The 24,812-nt window shown below is 35.6% G+C and carries 26 protein-coding genes, 2 pseudogenes and 1 riboswitch; of the genes and pseudogenes, 9 read left to right on the forward strand and 19 right to left on the reverse strand.

Annotation, left to right across the window (positions count from 1 at the left end; all coding sequences use genetic code 11):
- The first annotated feature begins 39 nt into the window (after positions 1–39).
- The 8 genes from J3U63_RS02665 (at position 40) to thiD (ending at position 7,227) form a co-directional block, all read left to right on the forward strand.
- On the forward strand, positions 40–861 hold the full coding sequence (locus tag J3U63_RS02665; RefSeq protein ID WP_267333655.1) for a Dam family site-specific DNA-(adenine-N6)-methyltransferase: 822 nt from the start codon (positions 40–42) through the stop codon (positions 859–861).
- A 37-nt stretch (positions 862–898) separates the two neighbouring features.
- Positions 899–1,576: a ribulose-phosphate 3-epimerase gene (rpe, locus tag J3U63_RS02670; RefSeq protein ID WP_267333656.1), complete on the forward strand. Its 678-nt coding sequence runs from the start codon at positions 899–901 to the stop codon at positions 1,574–1,576.
- Complete coding sequence (locus J3U63_RS02675) at positions 1,569–2,264, forward strand: phosphoglycolate phosphatase (RefSeq protein ID WP_267343596.1); 696 nt, start codon at positions 1,569–1,571, stop codon at positions 2,262–2,264. Before rpe ends, J3U63_RS02675 begins: the two co-directional genes overlap by 8 nt.
- 39 nt (positions 2,265–2,303) lie before the next feature.
- Positions 2,304–3,299 carry a tryptophan--tRNA ligase gene (gene trpS, locus J3U63_RS02680; protein WP_267343597.1) on the forward strand — a complete coding sequence of 332 codons (996 nt, stop codon included), beginning with the start codon at positions 2,304–2,306 and terminating at the stop codon, positions 3,297–3,299.
- 76 nt (positions 3,300–3,375) lie between these two features.
- Entirely contained in the window at positions 3,376–4,779 is a 1,404-nt protein-coding gene (gene trkA / locus J3U63_RS02685; RefSeq protein ID WP_255307739.1) for a Trk system potassium transporter TrkA, read from the forward strand.
- Positions 4,780–4,818: 39 nt separating this feature from the next.
- A riboswitch (TPP riboswitch) is annotated at positions 4,819–4,921 on the forward strand.
- Between the two features lie 60 nt (positions 4,922–4,981).
- On the forward strand, positions 4,982–5,770 hold the full coding sequence (gene thiM / locus J3U63_RS02690; protein WP_267333659.1) for a hydroxyethylthiazole kinase: 789 nt from the start codon (positions 4,982–4,984) through the stop codon (positions 5,768–5,770).
- Positions 5,771–5,779: 9 nt separating this feature from the next.
- Entirely contained in the window at positions 5,780–6,421 is a 642-nt protein-coding gene (gene thiE / locus J3U63_RS02695) for a thiamine phosphate synthase (RefSeq protein WP_267333660.1), read from the forward strand.
- Positions 6,422–6,432: 11 nt separating this feature from the next.
- Positions 6,433–7,227 (forward strand): bifunctional hydroxymethylpyrimidine kinase/phosphomethylpyrimidine kinase, encoded by a 795-nt coding sequence (gene thiD / locus J3U63_RS02700; protein WP_267370370.1) that lies wholly within the window; start codon positions 6,433–6,435, stop codon positions 7,225–7,227.
- Positions 7,228–7,346: 119 nt separating this feature from the next.
- Here thiD and J3U63_RS02705 read toward each other — a convergent pair whose 3' ends face one another.
- The 7 genes from J3U63_RS02705 to J3U63_RS02735 form a co-directional block, all read right to left on the reverse strand.
- Positions 7,347–7,853 (reverse strand): STY0301 family protein, encoded by a 507-nt coding sequence (locus tag J3U63_RS02705; RefSeq protein WP_267343598.1) that lies wholly within the window; start codon positions 7,851–7,853, stop codon positions 7,347–7,349.
- A gap of 123 nt (positions 7,854–7,976) precedes the next feature.
- A complete protein-coding gene (locus J3U63_RS02710; protein ID WP_267333663.1) occupies positions 7,977–8,480 on the reverse strand; it encodes an STY0301 family protein in 504 nt (167 codons plus the stop codon).
- 318 nt (positions 8,481–8,798) lie between these two features.
- Positions 8,799–9,002: a heavy-metal-associated domain-containing protein gene (locus J3U63_RS02715; protein ID WP_267333664.1), complete on the reverse strand. Its 204-nt coding sequence runs from the start codon at positions 9,000–9,002 to the stop codon at positions 8,799–8,801.
- Positions 9,003–9,260: 258 nt separating this feature from the next.
- Positions 9,261–9,587 (reverse strand): hypothetical protein, encoded by a 327-nt coding sequence (locus J3U63_RS02720; protein ID WP_267348292.1) that lies wholly within the window; start codon positions 9,585–9,587, stop codon positions 9,261–9,263.
- A gap of 303 nt (positions 9,588–9,890) precedes the next feature.
- Positions 9,891–11,252, reverse strand: a complete 1,362-nt coding sequence (gene mnmE / locus J3U63_RS02725) for a tRNA uridine-5-carboxymethylaminomethyl(34) synthesis GTPase MnmE (protein ID WP_267343603.1) — start codon at positions 11,250–11,252, stop codon at positions 9,891–9,893.
- Positions 11,253–11,426: 174 nt separating this feature from the next.
- Positions 11,427–12,023 carry a YdcF family protein gene (locus J3U63_RS02730; RefSeq protein WP_267370371.1) on the reverse strand — a complete coding sequence of 199 codons (597 nt, stop codon included), beginning with the start codon at positions 12,021–12,023 and terminating at the stop codon, positions 11,427–11,429.
- Positions 12,017–12,637 (reverse strand): DNA-3-methyladenine glycosylase I, encoded by a 621-nt coding sequence (locus tag J3U63_RS02735; protein ID WP_267370372.1) that lies wholly within the window; start codon positions 12,635–12,637, stop codon positions 12,017–12,019. Before J3U63_RS02735 ends, J3U63_RS02730 begins: the two co-directional genes overlap by 7 nt.
- Positions 12,638–12,838: 201 nt before the next feature.
- Here J3U63_RS02735 and J3U63_RS02740 point away from each other — a divergent pair, with 201 nt between their 5' ends.
- Positions 12,839–14,188 carry an MFS transporter gene (locus J3U63_RS02740; RefSeq protein ID WP_267370374.1) on the forward strand — a complete coding sequence of 450 codons (1,350 nt, stop codon included), beginning with the start codon at positions 12,839–12,841 and terminating at the stop codon, positions 14,186–14,188.
- Positions 14,189–14,261: 73 nt separating this feature from the next.
- Here J3U63_RS02740 and gorA read toward each other — a convergent pair whose 3' ends face one another.
- From gorA to nusB, 12 genes and pseudogenes are all read right to left on the reverse strand, one after another.
- Positions 14,262–15,614 (reverse strand): glutathione-disulfide reductase, encoded by a 1,353-nt coding sequence (gene gorA / locus J3U63_RS02745; protein ID WP_267370375.1) that lies wholly within the window; start codon positions 15,612–15,614, stop codon positions 14,262–14,264.
- A 252-nt stretch (positions 15,615–15,866) separates the two neighbouring features.
- A complete protein-coding gene (locus J3U63_RS02750; RefSeq protein ID WP_267333671.1) occupies positions 15,867–16,352 on the reverse strand; it encodes a hypothetical protein in 486 nt (161 codons plus the stop codon).
- Positions 16,342–16,833, reverse strand: a complete 492-nt coding sequence (locus tag J3U63_RS02755) for a hypothetical protein (protein ID WP_267370377.1) — start codon at positions 16,831–16,833, stop codon at positions 16,342–16,344. Before J3U63_RS02755 ends, J3U63_RS02750 begins: the two co-directional genes overlap by 11 nt.
- Positions 16,834–16,948: 115 nt before the next feature.
- Complete coding sequence (gene hldE, locus J3U63_RS02760) at positions 16,949–18,373, reverse strand: bifunctional D-glycero-beta-D-manno-heptose-7-phosphate kinase/D-glycero-beta-D-manno-heptose 1-phosphate adenylyltransferase HldE (protein WP_267343605.1); 1,425 nt, start codon at positions 18,371–18,373, stop codon at positions 16,949–16,951.
- 46 nt (positions 18,374–18,419) lie between these two features.
- Positions 18,420–19,190 (reverse strand): twin-arginine translocase subunit TatC, encoded by a 771-nt coding sequence (gene tatC / locus J3U63_RS02765; RefSeq protein WP_267333674.1) that lies wholly within the window; start codon positions 19,188–19,190, stop codon positions 18,420–18,422.
- Between the two features lie 44 nt (positions 19,191–19,234).
- Positions 19,235–19,528, reverse strand: a pseudogene (gene tatB / locus J3U63_RS02770) (Sec-independent protein translocase protein TatB); the annotation flags it as partial.
- Between the two features lie 3 nt (positions 19,529–19,531).
- Positions 19,532–19,747: a twin-arginine translocase TatA/TatE family subunit gene (gene tatA / locus J3U63_RS02775; protein WP_416379585.1), complete on the reverse strand. Its 216-nt coding sequence runs from the start codon at positions 19,745–19,747 to the stop codon at positions 19,532–19,534.
- A gap of 102 nt (positions 19,748–19,849) precedes the next feature.
- Positions 19,850–21,358, reverse strand: a pseudogene (gene ubiB, locus J3U63_RS02780) (ubiquinone biosynthesis regulatory protein kinase UbiB); the annotation flags it as partial.
- Between the two features lie 20 nt (positions 21,359–21,378).
- Entirely contained in the window at positions 21,379–22,155 is a 777-nt protein-coding gene (gene ubiE / locus J3U63_RS02785) for a bifunctional demethylmenaquinone methyltransferase/2-methoxy-6-polyprenyl-1,4-benzoquinol methylase UbiE (protein ID WP_065634779.1), read from the reverse strand.
- 62 nt (positions 22,156–22,217) lie between these two features.
- Complete coding sequence (gene nadR, locus J3U63_RS02790) at positions 22,218–23,153, reverse strand: multifunctional transcriptional regulator/nicotinamide-nucleotide adenylyltransferase/ribosylnicotinamide kinase NadR (protein ID WP_267370378.1); 936 nt, start codon at positions 23,151–23,153, stop codon at positions 22,218–22,220.
- Between the two features lie 148 nt (positions 23,154–23,301).
- Positions 23,302–24,372, reverse strand: coding sequence for a TrmH family RNA methyltransferase (locus tag J3U63_RS02795; RefSeq protein WP_267333678.1), 1,071 nt, complete (start codon positions 24,370–24,372; stop codon positions 23,302–23,304).
- Between the two features lie 20 nt (positions 24,373–24,392).
- Positions 24,393–24,812 (reverse strand): transcription antitermination factor NusB, encoded by a 420-nt coding sequence (gene nusB, locus J3U63_RS02800; RefSeq protein ID WP_267333679.1) that lies wholly within the window; start codon positions 24,810–24,812, stop codon positions 24,393–24,395.

Genomic DNA, 24,812 nt, shown 5'->3' on the forward strand with positions numbered 1-24,812 from the left:
TTCATTTATCCGACGACAAAGAAAAACTAGGAGTAACCGTTGAAAAAGCAACGAGCCTTTTTAAAATGGGCAGGAGGAAAATATGAGCTTGTGGACACAATTAGGCGATATCTCCCTGAAGGCGATCAATTAATTGAACCTTTTGTTGGTGCTGGATCAGTATTTTTAAATACACATTATAAAAGCTATATTTTAGCTGACATCAATCATGATCTGATTGCATTATTTAACTTGTTAAAATCCAGCCCAGATCAATTTATTAATGATCTTAAATTATTATTTACTCATCAGAATAACCAGTCTGATGCCTTTTATCAACTGCGTGATGTATTTAATCATAGTAAAGATCAATATATACGTTCACTATTATTTGTTTATTTAAATCGACATGGTTATAACGGCTTATGCCGTTATAATAATAGTGGTTTTTTTAATGTACCATTTGGTCGTTACAAAACTATCTATTTTCCAGAAAGAGAACTCTATTTTTTTGCTAAAAAAGCTCAAAATGCCCAATTTATTTGTGCTCCTTATTATGAAGTAATGAAAAAAGCTAAACAAAATTCCGTAATTTATTGTGACCCTCCTTACCTTTCAGCGGGTGATTCGGCGGGTTTTACAGCCTATTATTCGAATAATTTTGGCTTTGAAGAACATAAAAAGTTATCGCAACTTGCTGAAAATATCGCCTATCAAAATGATATTCCGGTTCTTGTATCTAATCATGATACTTCTTATACAAGAAGCTTATATAAAAAAGCACGTCATCTTTATCGGGCCGAAATGCGTCGTTCGATTAGCTGTGCTGGTGAAGGGCGAAAAAAAATTGACGAGATTTTAGCACTATATCAAAAATCTTAAACGACAGGGATGAGCTTTTAGCACAAGAGGTTTTATCATGAAAGAATTTATTATAGCCCCATCAATATTATCTGCTGACTTTGCCCGCCTTGGTGAGGATACTCAAAAAGTACTTGATGCAGGAGCAGATGTTGTTCATTTTGATGTAATGGACAATCACTTTGTTCCCAATCTTACCATGGGCAGTATGTTTTGTAAGGCTCTGCGCGATTTTGGTATAACAGCACCGATAGATGTCCATTTAATGGTTACCCCTGTTGAGGAGCTGATTATTTCATTTGCTAAAGCAGGTGCAACGAATATTTCTATTCATCCAGAAGCGACTATCCACTTAGATCGTTCTTTACAATTAATCAAAGATCATGGCTGCACAGCGGGTATTGTGCTTAATCCTGCTACACCTTTAAATTACTTAGATTATGTGATGGATAAAGTCGATATTATTTTAGTAATGGGCGTAAATCCTGGTTTTGGTGGGCAATCATTTATTCCATCAACATTGAAAAAACTACAACAAGTAAGAGAGCGTATTAATCAATCTAAACAAAATATTCGTTTAGAAATTGATGGTGGTGTAAAAGTTGATAACATTGCCGAAATTGCTAAAGCTGGTGCAGATATGTTTGTTGCAGGTTCAGCAATATTTAGTCAACCAGATTATAAAACAGTGATTGATGCAATGCGTAAAGCGCTATCAGGAGTAACTCATGCCTAAACTCGACGATATTCAAGCCATCGCCTTTGATCTGGATGGAACACTAGTGGATAGTGTTCCTGGACTTGCGCTTGCAGCCAAGCATATGCTTGCCGATTTAAAATTAAATACGATAACCAATGAACAGGTTAAAAACTTTGTAGGTAATGGCATTGATGTGATGTTAGAACGCATATTTAAAGCTATCAATGTCCAACCTTCCAATGAAATGTTTTCACAAGCCAAGGCACTCTTTAATCGACATTATGATAAGGTTATGGATGTAGAAACTAAGTTATTTCCACACGTCAAACAAACCTTAAAAGCATTACATGACAACCACTATCCACTTGCTTTAGTCACCAATAAACCTGCACAATTTTTGCCTGATTTACTGACTTCTTTAGGGATAAAAGAATACTTTTCGTTAGTCTTAGGGGGTGGTGATGTGATCAAATTAAAACCTCATCCAGCTGGACTTTATCAAGTGATGGCGACCTTTGGTCTATTTAGTGATCAATTATTATTTGTAGGTGATTCTCAAAATGACATTATGGCAGCTAAAAATGCACATTGCCCTACTGTAGCATTAAGCTATGGTTATAATTATGGAATATCGATTGCAACAAGTGATCCCGATTTCTTATTTGATGATTTTAAAGATATATTAACGTTATTACCTCATCCCAAAGCTGATGCAAAAAAATAATTAGCAAAAAACAAAGCATAAATAAATTAGGAATAAATTATGAGTAAACCGATTGTATTTAGTGGTGCACAACCTTCAGGAGAACTAACACTTGGCAACTATTTAGGTGCTTTAAAAAATTGGGTTGCGCTACAAAACGAATATGACTGCATTTACTGTATTGTCAATCAACATGCGATAACCGTAAGACAAGATCCACAAAAATTACGCAAAGCAACGCTAGATACAATGGCATTATATTTGGCATGCGGAATCGATCCACAAAAGAGCACTATATTTGTACAATCTCATGTTCCTGCCCATGCAGAATTAGGCTGGGCGTTAAACTGCTATACCTATTTTGGTGAACTTAGCCGCATGACGCAATTTAAGGATAAATCATCACGTCATTCAGAAAACATTAATGCTGGTCTATTTGATTATCCTGTGCTTATGGCTGCTGATATTTTGCTATATCAAGCCAATTTAGTACCGGTTGGCGATGATCAGAAACAACACCTTGAGTTAACACGTGATATTGCTATGCGATTTAATGCACTTTATGGTGATGTTTTTACTGTACCAGAGCCATTTATTGCTAAAGTTGGTGCAAGAGTGATGTCATTACAAGAACCAACCAAAAAAATGTCTAAATCTGATGAAAACCGCAATAACGTGATCGGCCTACTTGAAAATCCAAAAGATGTGGAGAAAAAGATCAAACGTGCGATGACCGATTCTGACGAGCCACCAGTAGTTCGCTATGACTTAAAAAATAAAGTCGGCGTTTCTAATTTATTAGATATTTTAACTGGCGTTACAGGTAAACCGGTAGCAGAGCTTGAAAAAGAGTTTGAAGGAAAGATGTATGGTCATTTGAAAACGGAAGTAGCAACGCAAGTGATCGATATGTTAACAACATTACAAGCCCGTTATCATGAGTATCGCAACGATGAAAATTATCTATTTTCTATTATGCGTGAAGGCGCTGAAAAAGCGCGCGCTAAAGCCGAGCCGACCTTGAAAAAAGTATACGATGTAATCGGTTTTGTTTAATAGCGAGTCGAATAAATAGCACGAATTAAGGGTAAACTTAAACAATATTAATTGACATAAGTACGCTTGTCATAAGATGGCAAGCGTAGTAAAGTCATTTAACGATGATAGGTCTGTTATGAAGATTATTATTCTAGGTGCAGGACAAACCGGCAGTGCATTAGCTGAGTATCTGGTTACCGAAAAACAAAACGATGTTACTGTCGTTGATGAAGATCATGACAAACTGCAATCACTACAAGAACGCTTTGATTTACAAGTTATTTTAGGAAAATCTTCATACCCTCAGGTATTAGAAAGCGCCGGTGCCGAATCCGCTGATATGCTTGTTGCTGTAACCAATTCTGATGAAGTTAACATGATGGCCTGTCAAATTGGTCATGTCATGTTTAAAATACCGCAAAAAGTTGCCCGTATTCGAGCACCTGAATATAACGACGAAAAATATCCCTTCTTTAACAAAGATTGTATTAATATTGACCACATCATCGCACCCGAAAATTTAATCACTAATCATGTCAGCCGGTTAGTACAATATCCAGGCGCTTTACAATTTGCCTCTTTTTATGATAATCGTGTCTGTCTGGTTGCAGTCACTGCTTATTATGGCGGTGCATTAGTGGGCAGTGAATTATCTGAACTAAAAGAGCATTTACCGCATGTAGAAGCTCGAGTGGTTGCGATATATCGAAAAAATCGTTTTATTCGCCCAATCGGTTCAACCTTAATTGAAGCGGGTGATATGGTCTATTTTATTACCCCTCCGGTGAACATAAAAGCCGTAACAAGTGAATTACAACGCTTAGAAAAGCCCTATAAACGTATCATTATTAGTGGCGGAGGCGGTGTTGCTGTCGCTCTAGCCAAACGCTTAGAAAACGATTATCAAGTAAAGTTAATTGAACGTAATGCTCAACGAGCTGAGTTTATTGCTGAACAGTTGGTCAATACAACCGTATTACATGGCGAATCTTCAGACCAAGAACTCCTCTCACAAGAACAGGTAGAATTAACCGATCTCTTTATCGCTGTCACCAGTGATGATGAATCTAACATTATGTCATCAATGCTGGCTAAACGAATGGGCGCTAAAAAAGTGATTGTTTTGATTCAACGGCAAGCTTACCTAGAATTGATCAATGATAGTGTGATTGATATTGCTATTTCACCACAGCATGCCACAATCTCTGAGCTTTTAAGCCATGTAAGACAAACGGGTATCGTCAAAGTCGTTTCACTCAGACAAGGGGAATCCGAAATTATTGAAGTTGTGGCGAAAGGCAATAGTGATACATCAAAACTTGTTGGTAAAAATATCAATGGATTAAAATTACCTTCAGCTGCAACAATTGGTGCAGTAGTACGAGGTGAAGATGTGATTATTGTTAATACTGATTTAACTATTGAAGATAATGACCACTTAATCATCTTTTTACCTGATAGAAAAGCCATAACCGATATTGAAAGATTATTACAATAATCTTGTTTAAAACTGATACTCAGTTCATAATACACAAATTGTTTTGACTCGGGGTGTTTTTTGTTTGATACAAAAAACTGAGATTTTACCCGTTGAACCTGATCTGGATTATACCAGCGTAGGGAAGTCTAAGCCGTTAACCTTCTGATTGGCAAATTCTTCCTAACCTGTTATAAGTTGTATTAATCGTTAAGGAAAGAATATGTCAGAGATAAAAACCTTTCAGGCTGAGCACGCCACACCATTTATTCACCTTGTTAAGCAGCAACGCCCATTAGTGCATTGCATCACCAATGAGGTCGTGCAAAATTTTACCGCCAATATCTTACTGGCAATTGGTGCATCGCCAGCGATGATTATTGCCAAACAAGAAGTGAAATCATTTGTCGATATTGCCAATAGCTTATTAATTAATATTGGAACACTGCATAGCAATATTGCTGAAAGTATGCTGTTAGCTGCCGAACAAGCCCAACAAAGCCGAACACGCTGGGTGCTTGATCCGGTTGCCGTTGGACCTGCCTTAGCTTATCGCACTGATATCGCTCAACAATTATTAAAATACCAACCTACAGCGATTCGGGGTAATGCCTCTGAAATTTTAGCGCTAAATGGCGAACATTCTTCTTCTAAAGGTACCGATAGCCAAGATTCGACAACGGTTGCATTAACGGCAGCTCAACAATTGGCTCGTCGTTATCAAACCATTGTCGCCATGACAGGCGATATTGACTATATCACTGACGGCGAGAACACCTATCGCATTGCGGGTGGAGATATTGCATTAACGTCTGTTACCGGTACAGGTTGTTCATTATCCGCGATGGTTGCTGCGTTTATTGCTTGTGGTGCTGATAGTTTAGCTGCCACAGCCAGTGCTTGTTATATGATGAAAAAAGCTGGTGAGCGAGCCAATAAACAGCAAGGACTAGGCAGTTTTGCTGTGTCGCTTATCGATCAGCTTTCACTTTTTGTTGATGGTTCAAAATAGGGCAAGCAGATGAAAAAACAACTCGATTTAACCCTCTATTTAGTGCTCGATCCGCAATTGTGTGGCGGTATTCAAGGTATGCTTAATACCACCAAAATTGCCATTGAAAATGGTGTAACTACCGTACAATTAAGATCAGAACAAGAACTATCAGGTAAAGATTGGTATCATGCAGCTATGCAGCTCAAGCACCTTTTAAAAGACACGCCAGTACCGCTACTTATTAATGATCATGTCGATATCGCATTAGCGATAGACGCTGACGGCGTACATATTGGACAGCGTGATCTACCTGTTGCCGTTACTCGTCAATTAATCGGTGCAAATAAATGGCTCGGCTTTTCTGTTAGTAATCAACAACAACTTGATGCCGTTGAATGGCAATTGGTTGATTATTTGGGTATTGGGCCAATCTTCCCAACTTCAACCAAAAAAGATGCGGCTTCCGCCATAGGTACTGCACAATTAGCTGAACTTGTGAAACTCAAACAGTGTCCTGCGGTTGCCATTGGCGGAATTGGTTTATCCAATGTCACTGAGGTCATAAAAACTGGTATTGAAGGTGTCGCAGTAGTATCCGCTATTTGTGGTCAAGCAGATATTGCTAATGCCAGTCAATCGCTACTGACCAAAATTCAACAAGCAAGATAGGAAATCAAAGAATGACAACAGTTGCATTAACCATTGCCGGCTCCGATCCTAGCGGTGGCGCGGGTATACAAGCAGATTTGAAAACCTTTTCGGCGTTAGGTGCTTATGGCATGTCAGTGATCACCGCATTAACCGCACAAAGCACGCAAGGCGTCGATGCTGTTTTACCTGTCTCGCCTGAATTTGTAGAAGCCCAATTTAATACTCTGTATCAGGATATCAATATTGATAGTGTAAAAATGGGCATGTTAATGAATAAAGAGATTGTGACAGTGGTTCATCATCTCTTAAAAAAACATCCGATTGCCAACATCGTACTTGATACTGTCATGGTGGCTAAAGGCGGTCATCCACTACTGAAATCTGATGCGGTGAATGCAATCCGTGAATTACTCTTACCATTAGCCACCGTTATCACCCCGAATCTACCAGAAGCGGCTGCCCTGCTCGATTGTCAAGAAGCCCAAAATGAGGACGAAATGCAGGCACAAGGACATGCCTTGCTAAAATTAGGTTGTAAAGCGGTATTAATCAAAGGTGGGCATTTACTTAGTCAAGAAAGCCCAGATTATTTAATTACGTCAAACCAAACAATTAGAATGGTATCGCCTCGTATCCAAACTAAAAATACGCATGGTACAGGATGCACTTTATCAGCTGCAATTACCGCATTATTACCGCAACACAGCTTGCCAGATGCCATTCAACAAGCAAAGAACTACTTACAAGGTGCAATTAGTCATGCCGATGATTTATCGATTGGCAAAGGAATTGGTCCAACCCACCATTTTTATCAATGGTGGTAAAAGCTAGCGAGCAAAATAATGGATTACTTGATGCTTGATTACCCGTTATTAGGGAAAATCATGACAGTTTGAGAGTTGAACGGGTGTGGGATTGCCAAGCTTTGCAATCCCACATAGGATTATTTAACATCTTCGGCTTTATTTGTACTGCAATAAAGTGTATTTTCATGAGATACGTTATTGCCGTATTTATCCTGAGAATAAAAAATCCAACAGCTTTTCATCGATGAGTCAATTTTTTGCACCAATTTAACCCTACTTCCAGAGTAGTCACAACGAACATAAAAGTTCTCATTAGGTTTAAATTGTTCAACCTCCCAGATAAACTGATATTTTTTAACGCCATTCTTTTTACTTAGCAAACGTTGATGGGGTCTTTGTATCGCCGCCGGATCGTCTAGATAAACATTAATACCCCAAAAGTCCTGTGAAAGGATAGTCTTATCGATATCAGAAGCATCAGCATATTTGCTCTTACCAATCAGGTCCCAACCTTCTGGCATGTTTACCATTTTTTCTCGAACATCGATCGATTTTGGGCAATCAATTTGGTAAGCATTGACGGTAAAAACCATTGCAAACCCGACAATGATTGTAACGATCGCATTTAACGTTTTTCCTTGCATATTGTTCATCCTTTTAAAATTTTTAGGCACATAATCAATTATTTTAGCCTAATTGAGTGAAAATCATGATGAAATAGAGTGTTAAACTAGGGGGATTGCAATGACTAGCGATCCCACATAACATTAATGATTATCACCCCTTTTATTGGTACTGCAATAAAGTGTGTGTTCACTATTTATCTCATTACCAAGCTCATCTAAAGAGACGTCAGTCCAGCAGCTTTTCATCGATGTATCAATTTTTTTTACTAATACAACCTCACTGTTATAATAGAAACATGAAGCATAATAACGATCAGTATCTTCAGGTCGTAAACTTACGTCCCATTCATTGCGATATTTCTTAAAACCTTTCTTGTTATTCAGCACATAATCCTCAGATTTTTGTACCACTAAAGGCTCTCCCAAAAAAACACCTACACCGGTAGATTTATGTGAAATGTTTTTCACAAAACCACTATTCCAAAATTCTTCCCTATCAGCTGCCCCCCATCCGTCTGACATGTTTTCAACTTTTTCTTTAACATCAATCGATTTTGGACAATCAATTTGGTAAGCATTGACGGTAAAAACCATTGCAAACCCAACAATAATTGTAACGATCGCATTTAACGTTTTTCCTTGCATATTGATTATCCTTTTAAGCATTGCAGGTAAATAACATTTTGAAATATTGAATATTTACGGCAATTATGGCGAAAATATCGACTTAGTCAAGTAGATTTAATCATTGATAATTGCATCTATCATTATCATGATTTTGAGTGGGGTTTTATTGAGATTGCTTTAAGTGAAATACATTGCAACCATGAATAGTCAACAAAAATATAGCAGAAAACAAAAAAGGGATTTTAGCGAAAATCCCCTTTTAATTTGACTTAATATTTTGCCACATGCTACACAGTAAAATCACCGGATAGTTATCTACCATTAAACTGATTAAAATTAATATGAAATACCCACAAACTCATAACCGGCTTCATTGACTGCTGCAATTGCTGCTTCTTGCGAAATGCTACCCCCCTCAATATCAACTTCATGTTTGGCTAAATCAACCGTCACCTTAGCTTTGGGATCGATATCGTTAATCGCCTTAGTAATGGCTTTAACACAATGCTGACAACTCATATTATCGACTATTAATTTCATGATAAACCTCTCTAATCAATCTGATAAAATCTATTATTGAATAAAAATTCAATTAACATCATTTAAACGTTACACAAAGAACCATTCTTTTAAATAATTGTTTTCGGTTGTACCTATATAGCATTATATATAACTAATTTTTAATAAGTTCAAGCTGAGTTTTATTAATAACTTTGTATAGCTAAAGAAGGCAATATTTTTTATTATTTAATGTAACTTTATCAAAGGAAAGAACATAATCAATATTTTGCTCTAGAGTCATAGTTTTACCACGAATACAAAAAGAGTAACGTTCATACCAGACGGTTGACCATAAACGCCAATTTTTATTATTTGACCAGCAGGTAAGTAAACTTGATTAGCTTTATTTTTGCCTTTCACCTTTATGTTCATTCCCAAATTTTTTACTTTTGGTCTATTTGTTGTTTTACCTTCAGTATATAGATAACCAAAATTAGGTTTTATTACATCAAAATTGATAATACTAAAATGATACCAACTATCATAATCCCCTACAAGCATAACCCTTGCCCTTGGTTCATTAGCACTTGGCTCTACATATTGGATAACTTTTTTATAGTCCATAAGGCTACAACCAGTTAATTAAATTAGTATAATTAAAAGAAAAATTTGACTAAATAGTTTTTCATAAATCATCCAACTTATACAGTAATCGCATTACACGCATACTAGATTATTTCTATTCTATACAAAGTTATTATAATTACGTTTCTTCTAGTTAGAATCTAATGTTAATACAACAAACTATCCTTGTTATATTGATAATATTCACCTCTTTTGAGCATTAAATCTTATATTTCAAATACAGCCCAGTTTAATTTATACAGTGAAAATTATGGCAATAATTAGAATAATTATCGATTTATGTTATTTTCCAATACAAAACGAACTAAATATCCGTCCAAGTAAATCATCCGAAGTAAATTGACCCGTTATTTCACTTAAGGCTTCTTGTGCTAACCTTAATTCTTCGGCTAATAGTTCACCTGCATGAAATGTCGTGAGTTGGTACTTACCGTTATTTAAATGTTCAGCGGCTTTTTCTAGTGCCTGTAAATGGCGACGACGGGCTAAAAATCCACTTTCTGTGCTACTGGTATAGCCCATGGCTTGTTTAAGATGTTCACGTAATAGCTCAATGCCTTCGCCTGTCCGTGCAGAAAGTTGAATCAGTGAGTAGCCATTTACTTCACTAAGACCAAGTTGTTCACCTGTTAGATCAGCTTTATTACGAATAACTGTCATCGGTATATTTTTAGGTAAACGTTCAATAAACTCAGGCCATAATTTTTCTGGGTTGGTTTCGGTTGTTGTAGTACTATCAACCATAAATAGTACGCGATCAGCTTGGTTTATTTCTTGCCAAGCCCGTTCAATACCAATACGTTCGACTTCGTCACTGGCTTCACGTAGCCCTGCTGTGTCAATAATATGCAATGGCATGCCATCAATATGAATATGTTCACGTAACACATCACGGGTAGTACCGGCGATATCAGTAACAATAGCCGCATCGCGCCCTGCTAATGCATTAAGTAAGCTCGATTTACCAGCATTGGGGCGCCCTGCTATGACAACTTTCATACCATCACGTAATAACGAACCTTGCTTCGCCTCTTGTCTGACTTCATTTAAGCGAATAATCACTTCATCAAGCTGAGCTTCAATTTTGCCATCAGATAAAAAGTCTATTTCTTCTTCGGGAAAATCGATGGCAGCTTCAGTAAAAATCCTTAAATGAATTAACGATTCAACCAATGCATTAACTTTTTGTGAAAATACCCCTTGTAATGATGAAATTGCCGATTTTGCAGCTTGCTCAGAACTGGCATCAATCAAATCGGCTATCGCTTCCGCTTGTGCCAGATCCAATTTATCATTCATAAAAGCACGTTCGGAAAATTCCCCTGGTCTTGCTATACGCACATCAGCAATTTCTAAAATACGTTTCAACAATAGATCTAAAATAACGGGTCCACCGTGGCCTTGAAGTTCAAGTACATCTTCACCAGTAAATGAATGTGGATTGGGGAAGAATAAAGCAATGCCTTCATCTAAGGTTGTCCCGTCAGAAGCTAAAAAAGGTAAATAATGCGCATATCGTGGCTTAGGTAAAATGCCTAAAACTGCTTTAGCAACCTCTTGAGCTTTAGGGCCAGAGATACGCAATATACCAACCCCACCACGACCAGGCGGTGTTGCTTGTGCAACAATTGTATCTGATTTCATATTTTTCTTTTTTCTAAAAAATTAAAAAGCAATGTGTTCATCATACCATGTACACATTGCAAATACAGTATTTGTCGAGTGTTTACCGTTAGCAAACTTGCAAATTCATTGTTCGGTCATCAACAAATTATTGATAAATTAATTAGTTTGGGAGTATGCAGCATGACCATTTTTTTATGGTTGTGACTGTCTTGAATCGTTGGGATGATCGAAGAGCCATGAATTAAGTAATGCCAGTGGTTCTCGGATCAATGCTAAATATCTATCAACGTTGTCATAACTTAAATGACTTGATAAACCAGATACATCTTCGATACCAAATCGTTTAGCTAACATTATAGAGCGTAATAGATGAAAATCGTTAGTCGCAATTACGGTTTTACTTGGTGGTAAAATATTAAGTACATTATGTATTTGTTCCACTGTACGTAGTGATTTATCTTCAATATAGATTCTCGATAAATCAATGCCTTTATTGAGCAAATAACGAGCCATCACACTGGCTTCTGTAGCTGACTCATCTTGACCTTTACCACCACAAACGATGACTTTAGTTTCGGTATTATCGTTTAAATAATTTACTGCCGAATCTAAGCGAACTTGTAAACTGGGTGATGCTTCTGCTGGGTTATCAACTACTTGAGCGCCTAAGACAATCAACACATCAGCGTGACTCTCAGGTTTTTTAAGTGCATAAAGATAAATAACAATATTACAAATAATGAAATATGTTAAAACAACCAATACACCATATTTAATAAATTTTAGCATTTAGATTCACACCCTTTTTTATAACAGTATTGAAAATGGTCATTAACCAATCCCATCGATTGCATAAAAGCGTAACAGATCGTCGAACCAACAAAACTAAAGCCTCTTTTTTTTAACGCTTTAGACATTTTATCTGATATATCAGTAGTAATAGGAACTTCGCTTATATCGTTGAAATGATTAATGATTGGTTTGCCACCCACAAATGACCAAATAAATTGTGAAAAGTCTTCACCATTATTTTGCATTGCAAGATAAGCTTTAGCATTTTTTATAATACTATTAAGTTTTAATTTATTTCGAATTAATCCCTTATTTGTAAGTAATTTATCGATATCTTGCGCTGTTAATTGAATAATCTTTTTAGGATCAAAATTAAAAAAACAGCGACGATATTCATCACGTTTTTTTAGTACGGTAATCCAAGATAAGCCTGCTTGCTGACCTTCCAAACAAATTTTTTCAAATAATTTAAGACTATCGTATTGTGCAATACCCCACTCATTATCATGATAGTCAATATACAACGAATCATTTGAAACCCAACTACAACGTATTATTTCATTATTTTTCATCAAGTTATTACCTAATAAATGAATTTTTTTAATATTCATTTAAAAAAAACATTATACATAATTTAGCTATAGTAAATTATAAATCAAATAGTCGGTTTTATAACATCCATTAAATTTTTTTATGATAAAAAAAAACACATTTTTTTGTGGCAAAATGAGCGCTTTATATTTAGTTTTAATCAAAAAAAGTATATTTTTTTATTATCTATCTTAATTTAACAATAATTATAAGGTCTTTTCATGAGTCAATCTGAAATCAATGCGCAGTGGCAACCCAATGCCCGGCCATTAAACAGTAAGGATTTAAAAACATTAGTTTTATCCTCTTTAGGGGGAACGTTAGAATTTTATGACTTTGTTATCTATGCGCTATATATTGATACCATTGTCAAACCACTCTTTTTACCCCACACTTTATCGCCATTGACGTTAGATCTTTTCGCATGGGGTATCTTCGCTGCTGGTTATTTGGTAAGGCCTGTTGGTGGCATTATTATGGCGCACTTTGGCGATAAAGTAGGACGTAAAAAAATGTTCACTTTAAGTGTCGCAATGATGGCATTACCGACATTTATCATTGGTGTTTTACCTACTTATGAAATGATAGGCATTTTTGCACCATTATTGCTATTAGTGATGCGTATGCTGCAAGGCGCAGCTATTGGTGGTGAAATGCCAGGTGCATGGGTGTTTATTGCCGAACATGTGCCAAAACAGCGCTATGGTTTAGGTGTCGGCACATTAACATCAGGCATTACGGGTGGAATTATGCTTGGCTTTATTGTCACTATCATTATCGATCTTTATTTTACCAAAGAAAATATTTTAGATTATGCTTGGCGAATTCCATTTATTATTGGCGGTATTTTTGGTGTGATCTCAGTTTATTTACGTCGATTTCTTTCAGAAACACCAATTTTTAAAGAATTAGCTGCAAGGAAAGCTATTGAAAAAAATATCCCTGTTGTTACTGTATTAAAAAAACATAAAACAGCTTGTATCATTGTTGCACTGTTAACATGGTCATTATCAACTGCAATTATGGTTGGAATATTAATCACGCCAGGACGAATTGTTGGTGGAATGTACCACTTTGCCAATCTTGATTGGCGCATTGGTGGCTGTATTGCGGCTTTGACACTAACAATAGGCTGTGTTATTTCTGGTTGGCTTGATGATAAATTAGGAACAAGTAAAACAGTCGTAATAACCTGGGGCGGACTTGCGATTGCCAGTATCATTTTCTATAGTTCACTGACTGCTGATATGTCGTTAGCAAAACTGTACTGCCTTTGGGCGATATTTGGACTATTTATTGGTTCAATTGCCATGACGCCAATTATTGGTACCAGAACATTTCCACCAGCTATTCGTTATTCGGGTTTATCGTTTTCCTACAATTTGGCATATGCATTATTTAGTGCCATCACACCAACGTTGACCATTTATTTATTAAGTCCTGACCATTTATTAGGTGAATATAGTTATTTAGGTGCGGGAATTTACATCTCATTTGTTGCGCTAATTGCAGTAGCTGTTGGTTTTTATCCTCTAGCTAAAAATGGCTGGCAAAACGAAGCGGATCATTAATCATTTTAGTAAAAAAAGCAGATCAAATAGATCTGCTTTTTCTTTAAGTTGTCACTTTAAAATTTGAATAGTATTATCGCATTGTTACAAACTCTTCTGCCGCAGTTGGATGAATAGCAACAGTATTATCAAAATCTTTTTTGGTTGCACCCATTTTAAGCGCCACAGCAAAACCTTGCAGCATTTCGTCCATACCATAACCCATACCATGAATTCCGACAATTTTTTCGTCTTTACCAACACACACTAACTTCATTCGACATGGTTGGCGATGCGTTGTGACCGCAGTATACATTGCAGTAAAAGTTGAGGTATATACTTTTACATTTTGCTCACCAAATTGCGCAATGGCTTCAGGTTCAGTTAAACCAACCGTACCTATTGCTGGATGAGTAAATACAACTGTTGGAATATTAGTATAGTCTAAATGTTCATCCACTTTATTATTAAATAATCGTTCAGATAAGCGGCGTCCAGCTGCAACGGCAACAGGTGTTAGAGCGATAGCACCTGTATCATCGCCAACAGAATAAATACCTGGAACATTAGTATTTTGATATTTGTCGACCATAACAAAGCCATTATCATTAGTTTTTACCCCTGCTGCGGATAAGTTTAGATCGTTGGTTGCTGGTTCTCGACCAATTGCCCAAATCACACAATCAACAGTATAACTTTCGCCATTTTCTAACGTTAATGTTAATGAATTATCACTATTTTTAGTAACAGACTGAGGAATAGCAAACGTATGCAAAGTTTGGCCTTCTGTCTTAATAACCTCCATTAATGTCTCAACAATAAGTGGATCAAAAGAACGTAATGGTGTCGCTTTACGAATAAATTGATGAGTTTGTGCGCCTAATGAATGTAATACACTGGCAATTTCACAAGCTATATAACCCGCACCCACAACTGCAACACGCTTTGGTAATGCTTTCAATGCAAAAAAGCCATCAGAAGTAATACCATACTGCGCACCAGGAATGTTAGGTATAGTTGGTTTACCACCAACTGCAATTAAAATATGATCCGCGCTATAACATTCACCATTTACTTCAACCGTATGTGAATCAATAAATTTAGCATATCCTTGAATCACATCCACCTTATTTTTATGTAGCACGTTATCATAAGATTGATGAATACGATCAATATAAGCGCTTCGACTTGAGATTAATTTGTCCCAATTAAATTGATTTATCGTTGTATCAAATCCATAATCTGGACCATAATGTTTTATTGCTTCGGCAATTTGCGCACCATACCACATCACCTTTTTAGGTACACAACCAACATTAACGCAAGTACCACCTAATAATTTTGCTTCAATAATTGCACATTTTTTTCCGTATGACGCCGCTCTGTTAACTGACGCAATACCGCCACTACCACCACCGATGGCAATATAATCATAATGTTTCGTCATTCAATATCCTTAATACTCGTTGTCTTAATTTAGCTATAGCTTTGCACAAACGAGATAATAAAAAAAGTATTAAATTTAAAATTTAATGATAGTTATTAACGATTAATCATTAATCGTTGGTTAATAGTTATAATAAAATTAAAACCGGCAAAATTGAAAATATGAATGAATTTAGTGGAATAACAATGAAGGAGATAGTTATATCTCGCTTCATTTAATTTTGATTGAATATCAAGTCGCTAATTAACTTGATTATTTGCTACATTTATCTTTAACTTTAACTTTAACTGGCTGAGATGTTTTTTTATCAAGAATTTCCAGATTACAGTATCCACCTTCTATCTTGAAATTAATTTTATAGTTTTTTCCTTCTTCTGCCATAAATTGTTTAGTTTCAGCGTAACAATATTCACTATTTGCAACATCATAATTGCTTGCTATGGAAACAAACTTATTAGCAGGTACCTTCGCGCTTAATTCAGGATTTATTTTAGCCAAAATAAAAATACTGCTTTCTGGATAATAATATCCTATTTCATTAAAATCATTACATTTATTATCTTCAGGATTGTCAATATTTAGACTGAAGTGCACTGGTGGAATGGTTCCACCACCGAAATCAGCCGAAAATTCTAAATTCGGATCATTTTCTTTTCCAATATACTTGTAATCTGATGTTGAAACACTACAGCCTGAAATCAAAAATAAAATAGATAAAAAGATTAGTTTACTTTTCATTCGCTATCCCTTTATCTGATTGAATATTGAGAAACCTATCTAATAACTCATTTATTTTTTTGTCTGTATTAGTAAAACTTGATGAGCTAAGTGTTAAAAAGCCTCCCTCAACAATATGACTATATTTTATGGAACCTACCGAATATCCTTCATTATCATCAAGTTGAACGTACATGATGGATAGATAAGTTGGTATTTCGATTGCTCTTCTAATATCATAGCTTAAAGTATAAGAACATTCTGTTAATTTATCTTTAGTGGTAAGTTTGTTACTTATTTTCAATTCATTAAGCTTATTAGCAATAATTTGACCTGCTTTATCATATGAACTAAGAGTATTAACACTTCGATAAACACAAACATTATTTAAATTAATATTATTTGGAACAGGTTTTATATCTACTGATGGTCCCTTAGTTGAAAAGCCACACCCTATTAAAGAAGTTGATAATAGAGTTAAAATAATGAGATTCTTTTTCATTGAATAAATTCTTGTATAATTAAATTTATTAGTCATATGTTCATATAATAACCAATAACATCGATTATGTAAAATAAAACAATTAATTTTGTAAATTTATTGTTAAGAACCATATTTAACGACTTTTAATCGTGTTAATAATATTTGTCGTTGAACAACCATCTTCAAAATTAAGTACTTTGACAATGCCGCCAGCATCAATCACCTCTTTGCCACCGGCGATGTCTTCCGGTTTATAATCACCACCTTTAACTAATACATCAGGTAATATATTAGCGATCAGTCGTTGTGGTGTTTGTTCTTCAAATGGTACCACCCAATCAACTGAATCAAGCGCACCTAAAACAATCATACGTTGCATAAGTGGGTTAATCGGTCTTGATTCACCTTTCAATTGTTTTACCGATGCATCGCTATTTACAGCGACAATTAATCGATCTCCCAATTTTCGAGCATTGGCTAGATAAGAAACATGACCAGCATGCAAAATATCAAAGCAACCATTGGTCATGACAATTTTTTCACCGCGTTGTCTTGCTTTTTTAACTTCTTCTTTTAGCTCATCTTCCGTCATGACACCAAAACCATTATCTTTTCGAGCACGAATAGCATTTTCAAGCTCAACTTGTGATACTGTAGAAGTACCTAATTTGCCTACAACCACACCCGCTGCTGCATTGGCTAAATAACAGCTATCTTCGAGTGATTGACCTGATGCTAAAGCCGCGGCTAATGTGGCTATCACAGTATCACCCGCGCCAGTAACGTCAAAGACTTCTTTAGCTTGTGTCGGTAAATGATAAGTTGGTTTATCTAACTGTAATAGTGTCATGCCTTTTTCACTACGCGTAACAAGTAATGCTTTAAGTTGATATTTTTTGATAAGTGCAAGCCCTTTTTCGACAATTTCTTGCTCACTATCACACTGCCCTACCACTGCTTCAAATTCTGACATATTTGGCGTCAGTAACGTTGCGCCGCGGTAACGCTCAAAGTCAGTTCCTTTAGGATCAACCAAAATAGGAACATTAGCCTGATTAGCAAGATCAATCATCTTTTGTACGGACGATAACGCGCCTTTTGCATAATCAGATAAAACTAATACTTTATGTGTAGTTAATGCAGTTTGTATACGCTCTAAAATTGGGCTAGCATCAACTTTATCAAATCCTTCTTCAAAATCGATTCGAATTAATTGTTGATTACGCGAAAGTACTCTTAATTTAGTTATGGTTGGATGAGTAGAAACAGCAACAAAATCACAATGAACATGATGTTTGCTTAATTCTTCATCGAGAATTTTAGCAGCTTCATCAATTCCTGTTAAGCCAATTAAACGAACATTGCCACTTAATGAAGTGATATTCATTGCTACATTGGCAGCGCCACCTGGCCGCTCTTCTAATGCATCAATTTTAACCACAGGTACAGGCGCTTCAGGCGATATACGATTGGTTCCACCATACCAATAGCGATCTAACATGATATCACCAACAACTAGTACATTGGCTTGACTAAAATCAGGTAATGAAGTTTTCATTATCAATAATTATCCTTTACTTATCATTTATATTTTATATAACGACTTATTCAGTTTTATTTGATTCGCTATCATCTTCATTGTCTTTAATATCTGCAGTTCTTGGGCGATAAAACCTCGCAAAAAAAGTACCAATTTCAAACAATAAACAGATAGGAATCGCTAAAAGAATTTGTGAAAATACATCAGGTGGGGTCACAAACATAGCGACAGCAAATACACCAACAATAATATATGGGCGTTTTTTTCTTAAATTTTTTGGAGTGGTAACACCTGTCCAACAGAGCAATATAATAGCCACAGGCACTTCAAATGCAAAACCAAATACGATAAAAAGTGTCATGACAAAATCAAGATACTTCGTAATATCAGTATTAATTGCAACATCAACTGGTGCAGTGTGAATAAAAAAGTAAAATGCTAATGGAAACACCACAAAATAAGCAAAAGCGATCCCCATATAAAAAAGTACAGTACTTGATACGATCAGTGGCATAACCAAACGTTTTTCATGCTGATAGAGGGCTGGAGCAATAAATCCCCAAACTTGGTAAAGTACATAGGGAATCGAAATAAAAATAGCGACTATAGCGGTGAGTTTAATTGGGGTAAAAAAAGGAGCTGCAATATCGGTCGCAATCATACTGCTGCCTTGCGGTAATTGGCTAATTAAAGGATTAGCTACAATATGATAGATATCATTTGAGAAATAGAGTAAACAAATTAATACCAGTAAGATACAGATAATACAGCGTAAAAGTCGAGTCCGAAGCTCGATTAGATGTCCAATTAACGGTTGTGTAGCGTCTTCTGTCATGATTTATCTTTATCAGAATGAGTTTGAGTATCAATGTGAGCGGCTGAATCAATTTCTTTTTGTAATGATTCGGTAACGCGTTTTAAATCGTCAATTGAAGCTTGAATCTCGGGAGTGAGCGTTTTTAAGCCACTTTGTTCAGCTTTTTTTAAACTGTCTTGTAACTCTTGTAATTTAAGTTCTTTATTTAACTCTAATTGTACAGTCGCTGACATGCGACGAAGTACTTTGATCCAGCTAGCAACGGTTTTAATTGCCACAGGCAAGCGCTCGGGACCTAATACAACCAGCCCAAGAATCATTACTAATAGTAATTGCCCAAAGCTAATATCAAACACAGGCTACTCTTTTTTGTTAGTATTATTATCGGAAGAATCAAGATTTTCAACTTGCTGTGAATCATTACGATCTTTTTTGTCATCATCGTCATTCATCGCTTTTTTAAAGCCTTTGATAGACGCACCAAGATCCGATCCTAATGAACGTAATTTTTTAGTTCCAAATAATAATACAACAACAGCAATCAATATTAATAGTTGGGGTAAACTAGGCATCATGATAACTTTCTCCAACAAGCTTAGGTAAACAAATTATACACTTAATTTATACGATTTTAAAATAACATGCTAATGAATGATCAGCGCCATTATACATAATAGGCTGATAACAACCGTGAACCCCAAAAGATAAGATTCGCGCTTTTTACTCTGTTTTATCTGTTGCTGGATTTGCATTAATTGTTGGTTCAACTGCTTTGTCATGCGCGCATTATCATTTAATTTTACAGGTAAGTCAGGCAAAATTGAGCGCCATTGCGGTAATGCTGTCCAAAATTGTTGTAATATTTTTTTAGCACTATACTTATCTTCATACCATTTTTCTAAAAAAGGTTTAGCGGTTTGCCATAAATCAAGCTCGGGGTAGAGCTGACGTCCTAATCCTTCTATGTAAAATAACGTTTTTTCAAGTAGAGTTAATTGAGGTTGAATATCCATATTAAATTGACGGGCTACTTGAAATAATTGTAGTAAAATTTGTGAAAAAGAGATCGCTGACAATGGTTTAGCAAAAGCAGGCTCGCAAACATTACGCATTGCCATTTCAAGAGCAGTTGCGTCAGTTGTTTCAGGCACCCAACCCGAAGCAATATAAGTTTCAGCAATTTTTCGATAATCCCGATTAAAAAAAGCAAGAAAGTTTTCAGCAAGATAACGTTGATCATCTTCACTTAGTACGCCGACAATAGCACAATCAATGCCGATGTATCTTGGATTTTGTACATCAGTAATATCCACAAAGATATTACCGGGATGCATATCTGCATGAAAAAAATTATCACGAAACACTTGGGTAAAAAATGCTTGAACACCTCGTTCAGCCAGTAATTTCATATTAACTTTTTTATGCTTGAGTTGTTCAATATCGGCTATTGGAACACCTCTAATTCGCTCTTCAACCAATATGTTTTTTCGACATAGATCTTGGTAGACATACGGTATATACAAAATATCACTATTGATGAAATTATCACGTAATCTAGCTGTATTATAAGCTTCTTGCTGTAAATCTAACTCTTTTAATAAGGTACTTTCGTAATCGCGTACAATCTCTAAAGCACGTAATTTTTCACCCGATTTAACGCGTTTAGTCAACTGATTAGCGGCCCAATACATTAGGTCAATATCGGAGCGAATTACCGGTAGAATATTTGGACGTAATACTTTTATTATTATCTCAGCTTGGCTGCGCTTTAATATCGCTGTATGCACTTGAGCAATAGATGCGGATGCTAGCGGTTTTTCATCAAAATTAGAAAAATAGTAATCTAGAGGTTGTTCTAATGCGCTTTCAATTAGTTGTTTAGCAATTTTCCCATCAAAAGGGTCGACTTGATCTTGTAATTTAGCCAGCGCATCTGCAATATGTATAGGTAATACATCACGCCTAGTTGAAATCATCTGTCCAAATTTAATCCAAACTGGACCTAACTCTTGCAAAGCTTGACGTAGCCTTTCCCCTATTTCTTGGTGTTTTGCTTTGGGGCGGATCCAAAATAAACACTTTGACAAAAATTTAGGCCATCTTACTGAATGGTGTTTTGGCAATAATTCATCTAATCGATATGCACGAAATACTGCCAATATTTTATAAAGTCGAAAAAATGTCATAATCGTTGTCGCATGTCGCCTTAAAATTTAAAACCAGTATGCAAAGCCACAATGCCGCCTGTCATATTGTGATATTTAACGTCTACAAAACCGGCATCTTCCATCATTTTCTTTAATGTTTTTTGGTCAGGATGCATACGAATAGATTCAGCTAGATAACGATAACTATCGGCATCGTTTGCCACAACTTTACCCATTAATGGTAGCATCGTGAAAGAATACAAATCGTAAGCTTTATTTAGAATTTTGTATTGAGGTTTAGAAAACTCAAGAATAAGTAAACGACCGCCTGGTTTTAATACCCGCCACATCGAACACAATGCTTTTTGTTTATCAGTCACATTACGCAGTCCAAACGATATGGTAATACAATCAAAATAGTTATCAGCGAAAGGCAGTTCTTCTGCATTCGCTTGTACATATTCTATATTTTTGAATAAACCTTTGTCGCGTAACTTGTCTCGACCAACTTTCAGCATGGATTCATTAATATCAGCCAACACAACTAGCCCATCATCCCCCACTAGTTGAGAAAACTTAGCTGTTAGATCACCTGTCCCACCTGCTAAATCCAATACTTTTTGGCCCTTACGTACGCTACTATATTCAATGGTAACCTTCTTCCAGATACGATGAATACCAAATGACATAAGATCATTCATTACATCGTATTTATCAGCAACGGAATGAAATACTTCTGCAACTCGTTTGACTTTTTCTTGCTTTAAAACTTGTGTATAACCAAAATCAATTTTTTCTTGTTCTTTATTATCTTGTTTATCAGGGGATTGAGACATAAAAATTTACCTATCACATCGAGTTGACTTATTTTAGCATAAGCCACTGTAAATGTGATGAACTAAATCAATAATGACTCAACCATTTTAGAAATAGCTTCAAAATTTTGTAACATCGTGTTGGACGAATCAAGATCTTGTTGATGAATAACTAAATCAAAATGATAGCTTTCTTTCAAACCTTTTAAAACCTCATGTTCTTTTTGAAAGATTTGCGTATAGTATTGGGACAGTGTTTCGAAATCGATTGAAGTAAAAAGCACCTTATTACTTGTTTCGATCGCTTTTGATAACCGCTCCACATGTAACATTGCAATACGGATATAATCAGTTTCACTCAAATAACGCTGATTATAAGGGGTTGATATTTCACGTTCAATGTAATTAATATACCCATTTGATACATATTGTGTGTTATAGATATTAGCTAATTGTAAAGGGAGCTCATTGAATTTTCCCTGTCCAATAATTGCTATTTTTTTGACAAAAAAAGGTTTAGCAGCTTTGGCAATAAAAGACCAATTTTGGTATGGATTTTCACGAATTTGAGTCGCACTAATGTTAATAAAATCGCGATTAGCATCGACTAACACGACTGGACAATGAAAATATAATTCATGATTTTTAATATCTTGTGGTTCACTGGTAAAAACCACTGTAGGTTCTATTTTATGATCAGTTAAAATCTGTTTTACCCGATCACTCCAATCTTGCCAACCATTTGGATAATATTCAATGTTAGATTCGTCTAAAATATGGACATGAATATTATGGCGATCTTTAAACGTTTCTTGTAACCATGAAAAACGATCACACACTTGTGGTTGTTTAGGTAGGCGACTGCTTGCAAAAAGTTGTTTATCACGATTTGCCTCACAGCCTAACATGATATGGAGTTCATCAACTTGTGTCATCGCTTTTTCAATTAGATAGATATGACCACAATGTAAAGGATAAAATTTACCGAAAATCAAACCAACTTTATGTTTAGATACCATGACTATTACCAACGCATTGAAATCCTGCTAACAATGTACAGAAAATATTAACATTGTCTAATGAATTGATGCTATTTTAATGTTTTTGTAGCATTTTTTTACTTTGACTATTCAACATAGTAAATAGTCAACAATAACATCAAATATTTTAATATTGCATTGAGGATAAAGTAATACCTGTTGCAACAGAGATATTAAGTGAAGGCATGTTATCATTCCCCTTCAAATGAACCACAACATCAGCACATTGTACTAATTTTATATTAATTTGTTGGAATATGACTAATACCGTTTTTTTATGAAACTCAACTTTTGCTAATTCTGTTGAGGCAATTGATTTTACCTGACAAGGTAATAAGACAATAATTTGATAACCATGCTGTTTGAATTGATCAAGTGAAACAATAAAATCATCACTTTTTATTGATTCAACTGCTTCAATTCCACCTTCTGCCACCCGCATAGCTGCGCCACTATCGAGTAAATTAGTTTGTCGTAGCATTACAGCATTTACTTTATAAAATGCAGCACTACGAATTAATCCACCCAAATTATGGGGATTATTTACATCATCAATCGCTAAAATACAATCTTGCTGTTTATCATGATATTTGTCTAAATAGTCAAACATAGTGATAGCAACGCGTTTTTTAACGATCAAACAAACGCCACCATGATGCGAAGTTTGAGTTATTTTGGCAATTTGCTCATTTGAAACAATATCGTAGCCTAAACGTTGTTTAACTAACCAATTAATTAAATCCCTAAATTGATAAGTCATTTCTTGCGTAATGAACAATTTTACAATTGCCGCGCGGCGGTGCTTAAAAACCGATTTACAACTGTTTTCACTATAAACTAAAGTTTCTTCTTTACGTTGGCGGTAGCCATCATAACCAAATGTAGGGCTTTGATCATTATCCCGTACTTTTTTGCGCCAAGGGGATTCGTTTTCATCTTGTAAATCGTACGTAGATTTATTTACTTCAACAATAATACTTTGTTTGACAAAACCTGTTTTAGCCGCTTTAGGTTTGAACGTTTCAATTCGATCATTATTACGCTTATCTCTTCTTTTAGCGTTAAACTGAAAAGAATTATCTTTGCGATTATCTTTATGCCCACTAATTTTTTCTTTATTAGTTCGAGAATGCTTTTTAGGGTCATTAGTTGTAGCGTAAAAAATAGCTGGTTTATTTTTTTCAGTATTATCGTTCATATTTATCTCAAAATAATTGGTTATCGTGTACGAATGGTTGGCGCAATTTTATCTAAAACACCATTGACAAATTTATGGCTATCTTCTGCCCCGAAAGTTTTAGTTAAATCGATAGCTTCATTAATAACAACCTTATAAGGTACATCGTGACGTTTGGTTAATTCATAAAGCGCAATTCTTAATACGGCTAACTCAACTTGACCAAGCTCATCTACTGTTCGCTCAGTAAGATAAGGTGCCATTTTTTCATCTAACTCTGTAGTGTTTTTAGCAACACCATGAAGTAACTCTCGAAAATATTTCGTATCAACACCTTTCATATCTTGTTCAGTCATAAAACTTGTCTCAACATCAGCAAGATCATTTCTAGATATTTGCCAAGAGTAAATTGCTTGAACGGCGCATTCTCTTGCTCGACGACGAGGATTAACTAATGCCAC

Origin of the sequence: Gilliamella sp. B2838, from assembly GCF_026536185.1 — a bacterium.
Lineage (GTDB): Bacteria > Pseudomonadota > Gammaproteobacteria > Enterobacterales > Orbaceae > Gilliamella.

Excerpts from the sequence above, each read along its gene's own strand:
- rpe (WP_267333656.1), top strand. The coding sequence starts at position 899 with ATGAAAGAATTTATTATAGCCCCATCAATATTATCTGCTGACTTTGCC.
- J3U63_RS02675 (WP_267343596.1), top strand. The coding sequence starts at position 1,569 with ATGCCTAAACTCGACGATATTCAAGCCATCGCCTTTGATCTGGATGGA.
- trpS (WP_267343597.1), top strand. The coding sequence starts at position 2,304 with ATGAGTAAACCGATTGTATTTAGTGGTGCACAACCTTCAGGAGAACTA.
- trkA (WP_255307739.1), top strand. The coding sequence starts at position 3,376 with ATGGCAAGCGTAGTAAAGTCATTTAACGATGATAGGTCTGTTATGAAG.
- thiM (WP_267333659.1), top strand. The coding sequence starts at position 4,982 with ATGTCAGAGATAAAAACCTTTCAGGCTGAGCACGCCACACCATTTATT.
- thiE (WP_267333660.1), top strand. The coding sequence starts at position 5,780 with ATGAAAAAACAACTCGATTTAACCCTCTATTTAGTGCTCGATCCGCAA.
- thiD (WP_267370370.1), top strand. The coding sequence starts at position 6,433 with ATGACAACAGTTGCATTAACCATTGCCGGCTCCGATCCTAGCGGTGGC.
- J3U63_RS02705 (WP_267343598.1), bottom strand. The coding sequence starts at position 7,853 with ATGCAAGGAAAAACGTTAAATGCGATCGTTACAATCATTGTCGGGTTT.
- J3U63_RS02710 (WP_267333663.1), bottom strand. The coding sequence starts at position 8,480 with ATGCAAGGAAAAACGTTAAATGCGATCGTTACAATTATTGTTGGGTTT.
- J3U63_RS02715 (WP_267333664.1), bottom strand. The coding sequence starts at position 9,002 with ATGAAATTAATAGTCGATAATATGAGTTGTCAGCATTGTGTTAAAGCC.
- J3U63_RS02720 (WP_267348292.1), bottom strand. The coding sequence starts at position 9,587 with ATGGACTATAAAAAAGTTATCCAATATGTAGAGCCAAGTGCTAATGAA.
- mnmE (WP_267343603.1), bottom strand. The coding sequence starts at position 11,252 with ATGAAATCAGATACAATTGTTGCACAAGCAACACCGCCTGGTCGTGGT.
- J3U63_RS02730 (WP_267370371.1), bottom strand. The coding sequence starts at position 12,023 with ATGCTAAAATTTATTAAATATGGTGTATTGGTTGTTTTAACATATTTC.
- J3U63_RS02735 (WP_267370372.1), bottom strand. The coding sequence starts at position 12,637 with ATGAATATTAAAAAAATTCATTTATTAGGTAATAACTTGATGAAAAAT.
- J3U63_RS02740 (WP_267370374.1), top strand. The coding sequence starts at position 12,839 with ATGAGTCAATCTGAAATCAATGCGCAGTGGCAACCCAATGCCCGGCCA.
- gorA (WP_267370375.1), bottom strand. The coding sequence starts at position 15,614 with ATGACGAAACATTATGATTATATTGCCATCGGTGGTGGTAGTGGCGGT.
- J3U63_RS02750 (WP_267333671.1), bottom strand. The coding sequence starts at position 16,352 with ATGAAAAGTAAACTAATCTTTTTATCTATTTTATTTTTGATTTCAGGC.
- J3U63_RS02755 (WP_267370377.1), bottom strand. The coding sequence starts at position 16,833 with ATGAAAAAGAATCTCATTATTTTAACTCTATTATCAACTTCTTTAATA.
- hldE (WP_267343605.1), bottom strand. The coding sequence starts at position 18,373 with ATGAAAACTTCATTACCTGATTTTAGTCAAGCCAATGTACTAGTTGTT.
- tatC (WP_267333674.1), bottom strand. The coding sequence starts at position 19,190 with ATGACAGAAGACGCTACACAACCGTTAATTGGACATCTAATCGAGCTT.
- tatA (WP_416379585.1), bottom strand. The coding sequence starts at position 19,747 with ATGATGCCTAGTTTACCCCAACTATTAATATTGATTGCTGTTGTTGTA.
- ubiE (WP_065634779.1), bottom strand. The coding sequence starts at position 22,155 with ATGTCTCAATCCCCTGATAAACAAGATAATAAAGAACAAGAAAAAATT.
- nadR (WP_267370378.1), bottom strand. The coding sequence starts at position 23,153 with ATGGTATCTAAACATAAAGTTGGTTTGATTTTCGGTAAATTTTATCCT.
- J3U63_RS02795 (WP_267333678.1), bottom strand. The coding sequence starts at position 24,372 with ATGAACGATAATACTGAAAAAAATAAACCAGCTATTTTTTACGCTACA.